Raw genomic sequence first — 13,846 nt, 5'->3', positions numbered from 1 at the left:
TATATTTATTTTTTAAATATCTAAATATTGACTGCAAAAATTATTGATGGAATAACAGTTTCACAACATGTTAAAGAAAATCTCAAAACTGAGATTGATAAATTACGCAAAGCGGATGTAATTCCATGTTTGGCCACGATATTAACTGGTGAAGATCCTCCATCAATAGTATATGTCAACAATAAACAAAAAGCAGCTAATTCAATAGGAATAAAGACACTTGATTACCGATTAGATAGTAATACTTCTGAAAACGATCTTATTAAATTAATAGAGGATCTAAATTCTGATCGTTTGGTCCATGGAATATTACTGCAATTACCATTGCCTGCACATTTGGATAAGCACAGGATCATTAACAAAATCGACCCCCGCAAAGATGTAGATGGCTTGACGTATATCAACGCAGGGTTATTAGTAAACAACAAAGCGAGATTAATACCTTGTACTCCTCTAGGGATTATGAAGTTATTTCACTTTTACGATATCCCTATAGATGGCTCAAACGTACTCGTCATCAATCGTAGTAATCTTGTTGGAAAGCCGTTAGTAAGCTTGTTACTTGAAAAAAATGCTACTGTTACTATAGCTCATACTCACACCAGTGATATTGCTCAATTCTCTAAGAGCTCTGATATCGTTATCACAGCAGTTGGAAAACGAGATTCATTCATACTAACAGCAGACATGATAAAGGAGGGTGCGACAATAATTGATGTAGGAACGAATAGGGTAAAAGGAAAACTATGTGGAGATGTAGATTTTGATGCGGTCAAGAAAAAGGCAGGATATATTACCCCCGTACCTGGAGGAGTCGGACCTATGACGATTTGTATGTTGCTAAATAACACTGTAGAAGCTGCCAAATTCAATGATTGATGATCGAGATATTATGGTTACAGATAGGACAAGACTAAGGTTAAAGTACCTTGAGGTCAGGAAAGCCTTGTCATCTTTTGATTCCTTTATTAGGAGTTGGGCAATTCAAGCCAGGCTTATTACCTCAAACCTTTTTTGCAAAGCAAAGGTAATAGGTTTGTATTACCCGATATTAAATGAAGTACAAACATTTAGGATAATCACTTATTCTCTATCACACTTTAAAACAATTTGCCTACCTGCTGTTGTTGATGGAAGGTTACTTTTTTACAAGTATGAATCAATAATGGGGTTGCAGAAGGGAAAATACAATATTATGGAACCAATATATGATAACATATATATGAATCATGAGTTAGATTTGTTAATAATCCCGGGAATAGTGTTTGACTTTTTCGGAAACCGGATCGGTTATGGTAAAGGTTATTATGACAAACTAATCAGTTCCTTAGATAGAAAAAAGTGTACTATTGCAGGATTGGGTTACAATTTTCAAGTCCATCCTCAGGAAATAGAGTATTTTGATCATGATGCGAAACTAGATGCTCTATTTACAGAAGCCGAAACCAGATTTTTCAGACCTGGCCTTGAAGAGACTTGAATCCTATATCTTTTCTAAATTGTTGTTGATCGTTGCCCCAGCTTATTTTATAAACCTCCTTATATGCTCTCTCGATAGCTTCATTTAGTGTATTTCCAATAGAAGTTATACTTAGAACACGACCGCCTGCTGTAACAAGTTCTTTATCTTGATTCAGTTTCGTTCCAGAGTGAAACAACATTAAATCTGGATCATAGTTGTTACTTATCCCTTTAATATTATAGCCTGTTTCATATTTATCGGGGTATCCTTTAGATGTCATTACTACACAGACTGAATATTTCTTTTTCCATTCGACAGGATCCATTGTATCTAAGGCTTGGTGCTCTGCTGCTTCTATATATTGGAATAAATCCGATTGCATCCTCATCATAAGCGGTTGACATTCTGGATCACCCATTCTTGCGTTAAACTCTAACACATGAGGTTTCCCTGTATGCTTTTCTATGATCAATCCTGCATAGAGGAACCCTTTGAATGGACTGCCTTCTGTGTTCATGCCTTTAATCGCAGGTTGGAATATCTTTTCTGCGATGTATTCTTTTTCGATTTCTGTAATTTCTGGAATAGGCGAATAACTGCCCATACCTCCTGTATTAGGGCCCATATCGTTATCAAAAGCTCTTTTATAATCTCTACAGGAATCCAAAATTACGAAATTTTTGCCATCACAAATAGCTATCATGGACAATTCATCACCAACTATTTTTTTTTCTACAATAATTTTGTTTGAGGAATCTCCAAACACTTTTTTGTTCAATAATAAATCAATTGCATCTATTGCTTCTGACTTGCTATTGCTTACAAAAACCCCTTTTCCTGCCGCTAGCCCATCAGCTTTGATGACTGCCTGATAGTCTATTCTATTTACAAAATCAACAGCCTTACCGTAGTCAGTAAACACACGATAATCACTAGTCGGAATACCATACTTTTTCATGAAATTCTTGGAAAATTCTTTACTTGATTCTATTTTGGTAGCACTCTTGGTTGGACCAAAGATTGGAAGATCAAACGCCTGAAAGCCGTCTACTATTCCCATTGATAGTGGTATTTCTGGACCAACTATGGTGAAACACTTGTTTTTTCTGGCATAATCCGCTAACTCATTTATTTTGGTTGGAAGTATCGGAATATTCTCGGCAGTACCGCCATTTCCATTTGCATATATTACTTTGTGAATATGCTCATTTTGTGAGACCTTCCAACCTAATGCGTGTTCACGTCCTCCTGAACCAACAATCAGTACATTCTCATACCCATGCATATTCGTTAGATTTGTTATCTATTATATATTTGAAATCAACTAAGCCCTAAAAACTATTTCAAGTACCATTTTTTTTAAAAATTCATTGTAATATGTATCATGATGTATATCTATCTTGTAACTTGGTTTTGATTCGCACTCGGTTACTTTGTCGAAGTGATAACACCTATTCTTTTCACTATGGTGGTAGTAATATCCCTTACAAGTACAAGATTCTTTTCTTGAGTCAATGAAATAGGAGTAATCATCCTTTTTGCTTCTTATTTCCCATATGAAATTACCAGACGGTAGGAACAAATGTTTTTTTATGGGAACATCACTGATATATGAATTTCCATCACCATGCAAAACATTCTTTCTATTCAATTTATATCGAGATCTTGGAAATTAGAGATGTTTATTACAAATATCATTCTTCTAAACTAATTAGCATTACGGTATGGAATAACTTGTAGGAGTATCGATCGATAATTAATGAATCTATATCTGATTTTGTCAACAAGTTTTAGGAAACTTTTGAACCTGGTTTGATATCTTCTAGAACTGTTAGTAAAACAGGTCGACCGTTCTCATTACTAGCTGCCAATAGCATCCCATGCGAAACCTGTTCACCAAATTTTCTGGGTGCAAGGTTTGTACATACAATTACGTTCTTGTTGACTATTTCTTCCGGAGTGTAATATTTGGCTATCCCCGACATTATTTCTCGTACCTCTTCTCCAAGATCAACAGTGATTTTCAGAATTTTCTTGTAGCCTTTTAAGTTCTCAGCATTTAATACCTTTCCGACTTTGAGATCGACTTTACTAAATTCCTCCAAAGTGATCTCTTTGTTATTAGTATTCATGTTTCGCCAATCAAAAATAAAAGATGATCTCGTATTAGTTTATTCCAAAGAATTCCTTAAATGGATTGATAATTGGGTCTAGAAATGCAGTTGGAGAAGGAGGGTTTTCGGTCTCAGTATCTGAAGAAGATGTAGGAATATTGTTGTCTTGTTGAACTGTTCCTTGGGTTTGACCCGCAATTGTCTCGTTTGCAGCAGTTGTATCAATTGTCTCGTTTGCAGCAGTTGTATCAATTGTCTCGTTTGCAGCAGTTGTATCAATTGTCTCGTTTGCAGCAGTTGTATCAATTGTCTCGTTTGCAGCAGTTGTATCAATTGTCTCGTTTGCAGCAGTTGTATCAATTGTCTCGTTTGCAGCAGTTGTATCAATTGTCTCGTTTGCAGCAGTTGTATCAATTGTCTCGTTTGCAGCAGTTGTATCAATTGTCTCGTTTGCAGCAGTTGTATCAATTGTCTCGTTTGCAGCAGTTGTATCAATTGTCTCGTTTGCAGCAGTTGTATCAATTGTCTCGTTTGCAGCAGTTGTATCAATTGTCTCGTTTGCAGCAGTTGTATCAATTGTCTCGTTTGCAGCAGTTGTATCAATTGTCTCGTTTGCAGCAGTTGTATCAATTGTCTCGTTTGCAGCAGTTGTATCAATTGTCTCGTTTGCAACACCAAGTTCAGAATTGACATTCATCGTACCTTGGGACGTTACATTTGTAGGAGAAAGCAAATCAGTTGTAGTGCTATTACCATTCAAGCCAGCTGTATTGTTATCTTCTAAACCATCTTGAAGTGTTATAATGTCTTCCTCTAATTGCTGAGATATGTTACTTGAAGACGGTGTAATTATTGTGGTATTATCTGTGGTTGTATTCAAACTAGTTGTGTTGGCATCATCTACGATGCCATCTATTGTATTATTAGGATTCTGTAGTGAGGGGTCTGCAGAGTCACCGAGGTTATCTGTTGCAAAATTACTAGGCAAGTCGGGAGTCATAATTAGCGAAATATTGGAAGTTACGTCAGGGATTACTTCTGGTGACTCAGATACAGCTTGATTCTCATCTTCAGAGACAGCTTGAGTTGAATCTGAGGTTTCTGTGGGTGATGTTACGATAGTTGACTCAAGAGAATTTCTAGTTACTTGAACTGGATTTGAACAAAATTGTACGAAATCACAAGAAAGAATCCCGTCTATTGAACTCTGATTAGTTTGTGCAAAGGAATTTTGACTCATATAATTTTGAGAAAACAGGATAGTTGTTATTACAATTAAGATCAAACTAATCTTGATTAGTTTATTTCGCATAAGTTTTAGCATCAAATAAGCTTATAAATAAGGTTTACTTAAAAATGTTTAGTAAATATATAGGTTTAAGTGTCTTTATATGGTACTCGAGGGTTTGAATTCTTGTTGGACGTCCTACTGTTACTTAATTTGTTATTTTCTATAATTGTTTTAGGAGCTATTGGAATATGGATTTATCTCTTGGTTATGTTAAAAAGATCTTTTGATTTATCCCCTATTATACGAAGGAAAAATGGCCATTACTGTCACAATGAACTCGTAAGTATTATTATACCTGCAAGGAATGAAGAAAAATACATACTGAAATGTGTTACTAGCTTATTGGATCAAAATGCCAACAATTGTGAAATCCTGTTAATCGATGATAATTCAACAGACTCCACTTTCTCCCTCATGCAGAAGCTAGAGGATAATCACAAAATTCGAGTATTTAAGGCAGGACCCAAACCTAAAGGCTGGATAGGAAAGAATTGGCCATGCTATGTTGGTTATGTCAATGCAAAGGGGAATTATCTTATGTTTACTGATGCGGACACCATTCATTCGAAAAATAGTATCAGGGATTCAATTAGGACGCTTAAAGAGGAAAACTTGGATGTTCTAACAGCTGTACCTAAATTGAAATATCCGAATCTTATAGTTAAATTGGTATTACCTGTCCTTTCAATATTTATGTTTAGCAGGTACTCTCCCATGAGGGTAAATGATCCCAACGTCAAAATTGGATATTTATTTGGCAGTTTTTTTGTAATAACACGTGACTGCTACGAGCGTGTTGGGACTCATGAGGCCGTAAAATCTGAAATAGTTGAGGATGGTGCGTTAGGTAAAAAGCTTAAAGAGGAGGGTTTTAGATTGAAAATGTTTAGAGGGGAAAACCTGCTTGAGGCTTTTTGGGCACGTGATTTTGGTACTTTATGGAATTCACTCAAAAGACTCATTATTCCATTGTATTTTACCGATCGAAGAAATTCTGTCGTTATGACGCTTGGGATTTTTCTTTTGATGAGTTTTCCATTTGTGATAGTTTCTTATATCTCTTTGGTTATTGCATTTTCAGCTCAACCAAACTGGTCCTCATATTGTCTATTGATTTTATCTTTAATATGCGTGATAATTATCCTTATAACAAACTATTACCAACTAAAAAAAGCCAATACTCATAGTACGTTTTATTTTGTAGGTGCTCCAGTAGGATGCATGATAGTTTCTTTCTCTTTTATTTGGTCGATATTGACCTTTCGAAATAATGCAAAAGTAAGATGGAGGGATAGTGAGTATAATTATAACGAAATCAATCTTTGATCTAGGTTACAAAAATTTATAAATGATTTGACTTTTTGGGTTTTAGGGGATAAATTATTCCAACACTCTTTAGTAAACCAATAGAAACTAAGGCAGAATTAGTTCTACAAGATGGGACGGTTTTTGAGGGGATAGGGTTCGGTTATCCGATTAACGTGTCTGGAGAAATTGTATTTAACACTGGTATGGTAGGTTATACGGAAACAATGACAGATCCTTCATACAAAGGACAAATCCTTTGTTTTACGTATCCTTCAATTGGTAATTATGGAGTCCCATCTATGGACAATTTGGACGAATATGGTTTACCAAAGTATTTTGAATCCGACAGGATTCAGACTAGCGGTATAATTGTCAATAATTTGTCAACCGTGTCAAGCCATTGGACCTGCACAAGAACTTTGGATCAATGGATGTACGAGGAACGAATTCCTGGAATTACGAATATAGATACACGAGAATTGACTAAAAAAATTCGCTCCCATGGGGTTATGAGCGGCAAATTGATAATGGATGGGTCTTCATCATCATTACTGGATAAATTTGATTATGATTCATGCAATTTTATGCCTGAAGTATCGATTTCGGAGCCAAGATATTATGGTAACAAAAATGATAATAATTCCAAAATTGTGCTAATAGACACTGGAACAAAATATAGTATAATAAGAAATTTGCTCAAATTAGGATTCAATGTAGTTCGCCTTCCATGGGACTCTACTATAAACGAAATTTTGTCATATGATCCTGTTGGTGTTGTAATTAGTAATGGGCCAGGGGATCCAATTTTGTGCAATGAAACTATAACAACTGCGTCCAAGGTAATAGAAAAATCAATTCCTACGTTGGGGATTTGCTTAGGAAACCAAATTCTTGCATTAGCCGGTGGAGCGAAAACTCACAAACTGAAATTTGGACACCGAGGACAGAATAAAAGTTGCTTAGACTTGGATTCAAAAATTACCCTTATTACCAGCCAAAATCATGGCTATGGTGTGGAATCTAATAGCTTGTTGGATACCGAATTCGAAGTCTGGTTTAAGAATATTGATGACAATACTGTTGAAGGAATAAAACATAGAAGCAAGCCTATCATTGCGGTACAATTCCATCCCGAGGCCTCACCTGGTCCGGATGATTGCTTGTATGTTTTCGAAAAGTTCAAAGAATTAGTGAAAAAAACCGAAAAGGTTATTTCATAAAAAGGTATAAATTTAATTCCTAAAGAAGATAGTTCTGATTAAATTGGTAATTGTGGTGACAATTAATGCCTCGAAACAGGACTATAAATAAGGTTCTTGTGTTAGGCAGTGGTGCTATAAAGATCGGAGAAGCAGGCGAGAGTTAGAATATTTATCTAACCGCAATTTTGACTACTCTGGGTCTCAGTGCCTCAAAGCCTTAAAGGAAGAAGGAATCACAAGTATCCTGATTAATCCTAATATTGCTACAATCCAAACTGATAATAAGTTTGCAGATAAGGTGTATTTGTTACCAATTAATAGGAATTTTGTTGAACAGGTCATTGAGAATGAACGTCCTGATTCCATAATGTTAAGTTACGGAGGTCAAACCGCGCTAAACTGCGGTGTCGACCTGTATGAAAACGATGTATTGAGAAAGTATGGTGTAAATGTTCTTAATACCTCAATCGACGGAATCAAAATAACCGAAGATAGGCAAAAATTTAAGGATGCAATGATCAACAGTAACGTTCCAGTTCTAGATAGCGCTACAGCATATACATATGAAGAGGCACTACAAATATCTAAGCAGATTGGCTTTCCAGTAATCATACGGGTTGCTTACACATTAGGTGGTCGAGGAGGCGGAGTAGCCTATAATGAATTTGATCTGCATGAGATAGTGCATCGCGGTTTGTCCCTTAGCATGGTTCATCAAGTTCTAATCGAAAAATATGTCGGCGAATGGAAACAAATAGAATACGAAGTTATGAGAGATTCTCAAGGGAACAGCGTAATTGTATGCAATATGGAGAATGTTTTAGGCATGAAGGTCCATACGGGAGATAATATTGTAGTTGCTCCATCACAGACCTTAAACAACCATGAATACCATATGTTAAGGGATGCGGCTTTAAGGGCAACTTCTTATTGCGGGATAAATGGTGAGTGCAATATCCAGTTTGGTTTAAACCCTAAATCCGAAGAATACTGTGCTATAGAAATCAATGCAAGATTATCTAGGTCTTCTGCATTGGCTAGTAAGGCTACAGGTTACCCGCTTGCATATATGGCTGCTAAGATAGGCCTTGGTTATACTTTACCCGAATTGGTCAATAAGATAACCAAAGTTACTTCAGCTTGTTTTGAACCTGCATTAGATTACATGGTGGTCAAAATGCCTCGTTGGGATTTCAAAAAATTCGAACTTGTGAAAAGGAAGCTCGGTAGTGCAATGAAATCTGTTGGTGAGGTTATGGCGATTGGAAAGAACTTTGAAGAAGTTATCCAGAAAGCGATAAGAATGTGTGAGATTGGTAAAGATGGATTAGTGTGTAATCTAGAAGATGAAAATGAATTTTATCTAAGGAAAAGAAAGTCGGATGACGTAACTGATCACATTGATCCTTCTGTAATAGAAAAAATTGAGTACTCTCTAATCCATCCTGATGATGAAATTATTTTCAACGTTGTTAGAGCCATTAAATTCGGCATGAGTATAGAACACATAAGCAATCTTTCGTCAATCGATCCTTGGTTTTTAATGAAAATCAAGAATATAGTTGACAAGGAAGAACAGCTTAAGAAAGCCAACCTGAATATAGGGTTACTAAAAGAGGTAAAAAAGCTAGGTTTTTCTGACAAGCAGATAGGTCGCTGTTGGAGTCTAAGTGAAGATCAAGTAAGAGAATTGCGAAACAAGCTTGGTATTTTACCGGTCATAAAACAAATAGATACGTTGGCAGCAGAATGGCCAGCCAAAACCAATTATTTGTATCTTACATACAATGGATCATATGACGACATTTCTTTTCCAAAGGATAATCAAACCAATGCGATAATAGTACTTGGTGCCGGTCCATACCGAATTGGAAGTAGTGTTGAATTTGACTGGGCCACAGTTAATATGGTTTATGGTTTGAGAAGTAACAAAATCGACAATTTGGCCATAATTAATTGTAATCCGGAAACTGTTTCAACAGATTACGACGTTCCTGATAGACTTTACTTTGAGGAGATGACTTTGGAACGTGTCCTAGACATATATGAAAAGGAAAATCCAAGAGGGTTAGTAGCATGTGTGGGTGGACAAAGTGCTAACAATTTGGTTGCAAGACTGACTAAGCATAAGGTCAACATCCTTGGGACTTCTAGTTTTGACGTCGATAAGGCGGAGGACCGTTCAAAATTCAGTAAGCTACTAGATGACTTGGGCATAAAGCAACCCCCTTGGAAGGCCTTTACAAGCTTGAATGACTCCAAAAATTTTGCTCTTAATCAAGGATACCCTGTTCTAGTGAGGCCATCATATGTACTTAGCGGAGCAGCTATGAAAGTAGTATGGAGTGAAAAACAATTGGAACAATTTATAATGGAGGCGTCAAGTATAAGTCCGGATTATCCAATAGTCATAAGTAAGTTTTTGGAAGATGCATCTGAAGTCGAAGTTGATGCGGTAGGAAGTACAGATCGGGTTGTAATCGGTTCGATCATAGAACATATAGATAATGCTGGAATTCATTCGGGAGATGCAATGATGTGTATCCCTCCGTGGAGACTAAATCGCGAAACAATGGATACATTGATAGAATATACTTTGAAAATAGGGAAAGCCTTGAATGTTAAAGGACCTCTCAATATACAATATCTAGTCAAAGACAACGAAGTGTATGTGATCGAAGCAAACGTCCGTGCATCTAGATCAATGCCTTTTGTTTCCAAATTTTATGATCTGAATTTGATAGAGCTTGCATCAAAGGCAATCTTGGATATTCGATTGCCAGATATAGATAATGAACATTGGTTAAAAAAGTCTGGGTTTGGAATTAAAGTTCCACAATTTTCTTTTATGCAACTTGAAGGGGCCGATATAATGTTGGGAGTTGAAATGCAGTCAACAGGCGAGGTGGCTTGCTTTGGCAATACTTTTTATGATGCATTGTCAAAGTCTTATCTTGCTGCGGGATATTCATTACCAACAGGTGGATCAGCATTGATTACTATAGGCGGAGTAAAGAATAAAGAAAAATTATTTCCGATTGTTTCATTGATTTCTTCGTTAGGATTTAAGATTCTGGCAACAGAACATACTGCGGAATTCTTTATAAAGTCTGGACTGGAAGGAGTAGAACTTGTTCACAAGATCAGTGAACCTGAACGACATCCAAATATTTTAAATTTACTTACGGAAAGAAAAATCAATTTTATTATCAATGTTCCTTCAACCTCAACGATTGAAAAGTATGTCGGAATGCTAGATGATGAATATCAAATAAGAAGAAAATCTGTAGAAATGGGGATACCGGTTTTAACAACAGTCGAAAGCACTATCTCATTTGTGAAAACCCTTGAATGGATAAGAACTAACAAACCCACGGTAAGACCTGTCAGAGATTATTAATCAATTGTAGACTTACCTTAATCAACCGTTAGTAGAGTATTGGGTCCAAATCTGCTATCGTTCCCACCAAAGAACCATCTAATGTATAAATAAACGCATTGTCTATTTTCCATTTGTGTTTATGTAACATACTATTCAAAAAAGGTAACTTTGACTTTTTGTTTGACACATTTTTCCTCTTATGTGAGTTGTAGAAGAAATCGAGCAAATCGTTAAAATGAGGCAATATTATCACTTCTATTCTACCTGCATCGCTAATGTGACTTGCAATTGGTATATATTCACCATTAGAAAGAAGGATTCTTATCCAGACTCTCTTACCATGTATTATGCTTCCTTCTTTTCTTAAAGTTGGATGCAGATGACCAGAAATAATTTTCTTCACATTTGGAGTTATCTTTGGAACTGAATGGCCATGGATAAAGAGAATATCATCAACTTGCATTCCTCTGGCTAACATTAAGTTTATATCTGTTGGTAAAAGCTGGCTTAGATTTCCATCATGGTTACCTGGTATTATATATACTTCAAAATTGTTCAATAGAGATCTGAAAAAATCCGGAACCGTATGCCATTCCGACCTTGAAATTACATTGGTCGATGATTTTACATCTCCCAAGATGATTAAATTGCTAACCCCGGTATCCTTGTGGACAGTCATCAAAGTTTCTACCAAACTATTAATATTTTCCTGAGGATTGATCAAAACTCCTGCACGCCTTATTCTGTCTTCGCATCCGATGTGAACATCAGAAATAGTGAGGAATTTTCTGTAGTCTGAGGTCTCAACAAGCAAGATTGGATAAGGATAAATGGGGATGCACTTGCTGGCCATATCTTAACGTTAGCCTATCCACACGGATTAAGGTCCTTTGGATACTGAGTAATGATACAAACAAAGTGATTCAAGTTTCACTTATATGTATGTTCGGTGTATTATATAATGATATTTTTTTGACTCAAAATAGTTTTCCCATGAAGCAATGGCATTTAGAACATGTTGAAAAAACTATCAAGAAATTTATTACAGGTCTATCGGAAACAGCTAGTATTTGGGAAAAACGACAACATAAAAGATATGGTACTATTGCAAATTGCTGTAAACAAGTTGATTATGATTTAAAACATGGTGTTACGATAGACGAAGTCATACTTGTTCTCCAAAAAATTAAAACCGATGAATCTTTTGCCCCGGTCATGAAAAGCGAAAACGCAATTCAACGTTTCAATGAGATCGAAAAATATGTTCTCTCATTAAAAAGTCCACGGCCAGATTAGAAACATTCTAAATCTGACAATATTCCTTATCTATATTTGACAACTTTGCTGACCAAGTCGTGATATGTGAATTACGAATTATTGACGAAAAGTGTATAGTTGGCTATCTTTGAAGTTTGCGTATTATCCGTTATGGGAATTGTAAACGATGCAGTAGCTGATGGAGGAATATTGTATGGCTCAGTTTGTGCCTTCCAAATACCTAGAAGATTTTGATCCTCGTCTGAAATTGCTGCAATCACAATTGTATTGTTAGAGATGGAATCCATCTCATTAGTAACTCTGCCGCTTATGTAAAAAAACCCTAGCAAGTCATAACGCGAGCTTAGTGAGTGTATTTCTAGATTCTTTATATTTTTACTATTACTAAAGTTGGCAGTAAAAGCAATAGAATAGTCATGAATTAAGTCGTTTTGATCCTTATCGTAAATCATTATATCATAAGCTGTCTTTTCTGATGGGTTCAATGGATCAACCTCTACTTGGTTACTATAATTTGCTAATGGCGTCTTGTTACTACCTATCAGGGTTCCAATTACATATATGTTTTTTAATGTTTTATTCTCGTTATTTTGAGCTAGACCAATTAAGTGCAAGAAACCATTCTCATCTTGTACCATCTCTTGTTGTATGATTTCTAAGGCTAGACCTGAATTAATAAATGATGTACCTGTCAACAATCCTAATGTCATAATCATTTTTACAATTAGGATCTTTTTAACTTCAGATTCTTTCCAAATTCGAATTTTACCTCTACTTAATTCCATGTCACTTACAGAGTTTGATTCTTAGATTAATCTTCTGTTGAATGGTAAATAGTATGTATATATTTACCTAGGAATCAACAAAGATGCGTGCTAATTGAAGAAGGATCACTAGTACTTTATTATTTCAATAGTGACAAAAAGTGGTTGATAAGAGCCGAAAAAGAAAAAAAACTTCATACTCATTTAGGAATTATAGATGTAGGAGCTTCAGTGGGATTAGAATACGGCTCTAGTGTGTATACAAATAAAGATAAGCGAATTTTCCTGCTACCTCCTACTACTTTTGATCTTGTAATGAAATCCCAAAGAACAACCCAGATTGTTTACCCCAAAGACTACGGCTACATTGCGGCAAGGACTGGACTAAGGAACGGATTTCAGGTATTGGAAATAGGAACCGGTAGTGCTGCTCTTTCTACCTTTCTTGCAAGCATTGTAATGCCCAATGGTCATATTCATACATTTGACATTAATGAAGACTTTATGTCTATAGCTAAGAAGAATCTAGAGAAATCGGGGATGATCCCATATGTCACTCAACGAAAGTATGAACCAGAAAGTATTGGCCTGTTAAGAGACATTGACTTGGTAATTATCGATCTGGGGGATCCTTGGCAATATCTTGAGATAGTCCACCCTGTCATGAAGAGTGGAGCATCGGTAGTTTGTATTTGTCCAACTATGAATCAATTAGAGAATTTAGCAACAAGCTTTTTTCGAGGTGGTTTTGTTGATGTAGATTGTGTAGAAATTTTTATAAGAAAAATAGAAGCAAGAGAAGGAAAGACTCGACCTTCCATGCGCATGATTGGTCATACTACATACCTGGGGTTTGCTAGAAAGGTACTAAAGTAGATATCAGTATTAGTAACATTAAATTTGCTATTTCTTTGTATTTGTTTTTGTATTTGTGACAGTAATTTCTTGCAATTCATTTTATCACTTCGGAATTCGAAATAATAATCATACAAGATCAAAAATCCATGACTAAATAGAGTTTGCTTTCAAATCTTTGATAATTATT

The 13,846-nt window shown here is 35.8% G+C and carries 13 protein-coding genes; 7 read left to right on the top strand and 6 right to left on the bottom strand.

Annotated features, from left to right (window positions below):
* The first annotated feature begins 27 nt into the window (after positions 1–27).
* Positions 28–879 carry a bifunctional 5,10-methylenetetrahydrofolate dehydrogenase/5,10-methenyltetrahydrofolate cyclohydrolase gene (locus NFRAN_RS01680; RefSeq protein WP_134482793.1) on the top strand — a complete coding sequence of 284 codons (852 nt, stop codon included), beginning with the start codon at positions 28–30 and terminating at the stop codon, positions 877–879.
* Positions 872–1,480: a 5-formyltetrahydrofolate cyclo-ligase gene (locus tag NFRAN_RS01675; RefSeq protein ID WP_134482792.1), complete on the top strand. Its 609-nt coding sequence runs from the start codon at positions 872–874 to the stop codon at positions 1,478–1,480. Before NFRAN_RS01680 ends, NFRAN_RS01675 begins: the two co-directional genes overlap by 8 nt.
* On the opposite strand, the gene purD is transcribed toward NFRAN_RS01675, so the two are convergent.
* From purD to NFRAN_RS01655, 4 genes are all read right to left on the bottom strand, one after another.
* Positions 1,455–2,747 (bottom strand): phosphoribosylamine--glycine ligase, encoded by a 1,293-nt coding sequence (purD, locus tag NFRAN_RS01670; protein ID WP_134482791.1) that lies wholly within the window; start codon positions 2,745–2,747, stop codon positions 1,455–1,457. The two genes, NFRAN_RS01675 and purD, sit on opposite strands and share 26 nt — an antisense overlap.
* 39 nt (positions 2,748–2,786) lie before the next feature.
* The gene (locus NFRAN_RS01665; RefSeq protein ID WP_134482790.1) at positions 2,787–3,113 is read right to left on the bottom strand and encodes a hypothetical protein; all 327 of its coding nucleotides are present in this window, start codon (positions 3,111–3,113) and stop codon (positions 2,787–2,789) included.
* A 139-nt stretch (positions 3,114–3,252) separates the two neighbouring features.
* Positions 3,253–3,594 carry a methionine--tRNA ligase subunit beta gene (metG, locus tag NFRAN_RS01660; protein ID WP_134482789.1) on the bottom strand — a complete coding sequence of 114 codons (342 nt, stop codon included), beginning with the start codon at positions 3,592–3,594 and terminating at the stop codon, positions 3,253–3,255.
* Between the two features lie 34 nt (positions 3,595–3,628).
* The gene (locus NFRAN_RS01655; protein WP_172602037.1) at positions 3,629–4,816 is read right to left on the bottom strand and encodes a calcium-binding protein; all 1,188 of its coding nucleotides are present in this window, start codon (positions 4,814–4,816) and stop codon (positions 3,629–3,631) included.
* Between the two features lie 141 nt (positions 4,817–4,957).
* On the opposite strand from NFRAN_RS01655, the gene NFRAN_RS01650 reads away from it, so the two are divergent.
* The 3 genes from NFRAN_RS01650 to carB all read left to right on the top strand — a co-directional run bounded on the left by NFRAN_RS01650 (position 4,958) and on the right by carB (position 10,777).
* On the top strand, positions 4,958–6,193 hold the full coding sequence (locus tag NFRAN_RS01650) for a glycosyltransferase (RefSeq protein ID WP_134482787.1): 1,236 nt from the start codon (positions 4,958–4,960) through the stop codon (positions 6,191–6,193).
* Between the two features lie 80 nt (positions 6,194–6,273).
* Positions 6,274–7,395 carry a glutamine-hydrolyzing carbamoyl-phosphate synthase small subunit gene (carA, locus tag NFRAN_RS01645; RefSeq protein WP_172602368.1) on the top strand — a complete coding sequence of 374 codons (1,122 nt, stop codon included), beginning with the start codon at positions 6,274–6,276 and terminating at the stop codon, positions 7,393–7,395.
* Between the two features lie 214 nt (positions 7,396–7,609).
* Positions 7,610–10,777, top strand: coding sequence for a carbamoyl-phosphate synthase (glutamine-hydrolyzing) large subunit (carB, locus tag NFRAN_RS01640; protein WP_232038044.1), 3,168 nt, complete (start codon positions 7,610–7,612; stop codon positions 10,775–10,777).
* 28 nt (positions 10,778–10,805) lie between these two features.
* Here carB and NFRAN_RS01635 read toward each other — a convergent pair whose 3' ends face one another.
* Positions 10,806–11,612: a metallophosphoesterase gene (locus tag NFRAN_RS01635; protein ID WP_134482785.1), complete on the bottom strand. Its 807-nt coding sequence runs from the start codon at positions 11,610–11,612 to the stop codon at positions 10,806–10,808.
* A 119-nt stretch (positions 11,613–11,731) separates the two neighbouring features.
* On the opposite strand from NFRAN_RS01635, the gene NFRAN_RS01630 reads away from it, so the two are divergent.
* Positions 11,732–12,055, top strand: coding sequence for a hypothetical protein (locus tag NFRAN_RS01630; protein WP_134482784.1), 324 nt, complete (start codon positions 11,732–11,734; stop codon positions 12,053–12,055).
* A gap of 71 nt (positions 12,056–12,126) precedes the next feature.
* Here the strand turns inward: NFRAN_RS01630 and NFRAN_RS01625 are convergent, their stop codons facing one another.
* Positions 12,127–12,822: a hypothetical protein gene (locus NFRAN_RS01625; RefSeq protein ID WP_134482783.1), complete on the bottom strand. Its 696-nt coding sequence runs from the start codon at positions 12,820–12,822 to the stop codon at positions 12,127–12,129.
* Between the two features lie 87 nt (positions 12,823–12,909).
* Between NFRAN_RS01625 and NFRAN_RS01620 the strand changes: the two genes are divergently transcribed.
* Positions 12,910–13,677 carry a tRNA (adenine-N1)-methyltransferase gene (locus NFRAN_RS01620; RefSeq protein WP_134482782.1) on the top strand — a complete coding sequence of 256 codons (768 nt, stop codon included), beginning with the start codon at positions 12,910–12,912 and terminating at the stop codon, positions 13,675–13,677.
* The last annotated feature ends 169 nt before the right edge of the window (positions 13,678–13,846 follow it).

The organism is Candidatus Nitrosocosmicus franklandus (genome assembly GCF_900696045.1).
Taxonomy (GTDB): domain Archaea; phylum Thermoproteota; class Nitrososphaeria; order Nitrososphaerales; family Nitrososphaeraceae; genus Nitrosocosmicus; species Nitrosocosmicus franklandus_A.
The sequence above is the reverse complement of the archived record's forward strand: the minus strand, read 5'-3'. Positions and strand labels throughout refer to the sequence as shown.

What these genes read in the sequence shown, in the direction of transcription:
- NFRAN_RS01675 (WP_134482792.1), top strand. Translation starts at nt 872, where the DNA reads ATGATTGATGATCGAGATATTATGGTTACAGATAGGACAAGACTAAGG.
- purD (WP_134482791.1), bottom strand. Translation starts at nt 2,747, where the DNA reads ATGCATGGGTATGAGAATGTACTGATTGTTGGTTCAGGAGGACGTGAA.
- metG (WP_134482789.1), bottom strand. Translation starts at nt 3,594, where the DNA reads ATGAATACTAATAACAAAGAGATCACTTTGGAGGAATTTAGTAAAGTC.
- NFRAN_RS01655 (WP_172602037.1), bottom strand. Translation starts at nt 4,816, where the DNA reads ATGAGTCAAAATTCCTTTGCACAAACTAATCAGAGTTCAATAGACGGG.
- NFRAN_RS01635 (WP_134482785.1), bottom strand. Translation starts at nt 11,612, where the DNA reads ATGGCCAGCAAGTGCATCCCCATTTATCCTTATCCAATCTTGCTTGTT.
- NFRAN_RS01625 (WP_134482783.1), bottom strand. Translation starts at nt 12,822, where the DNA reads ATGGAATTAAGTAGAGGTAAAATTCGAATTTGGAAAGAATCTGAAGTT.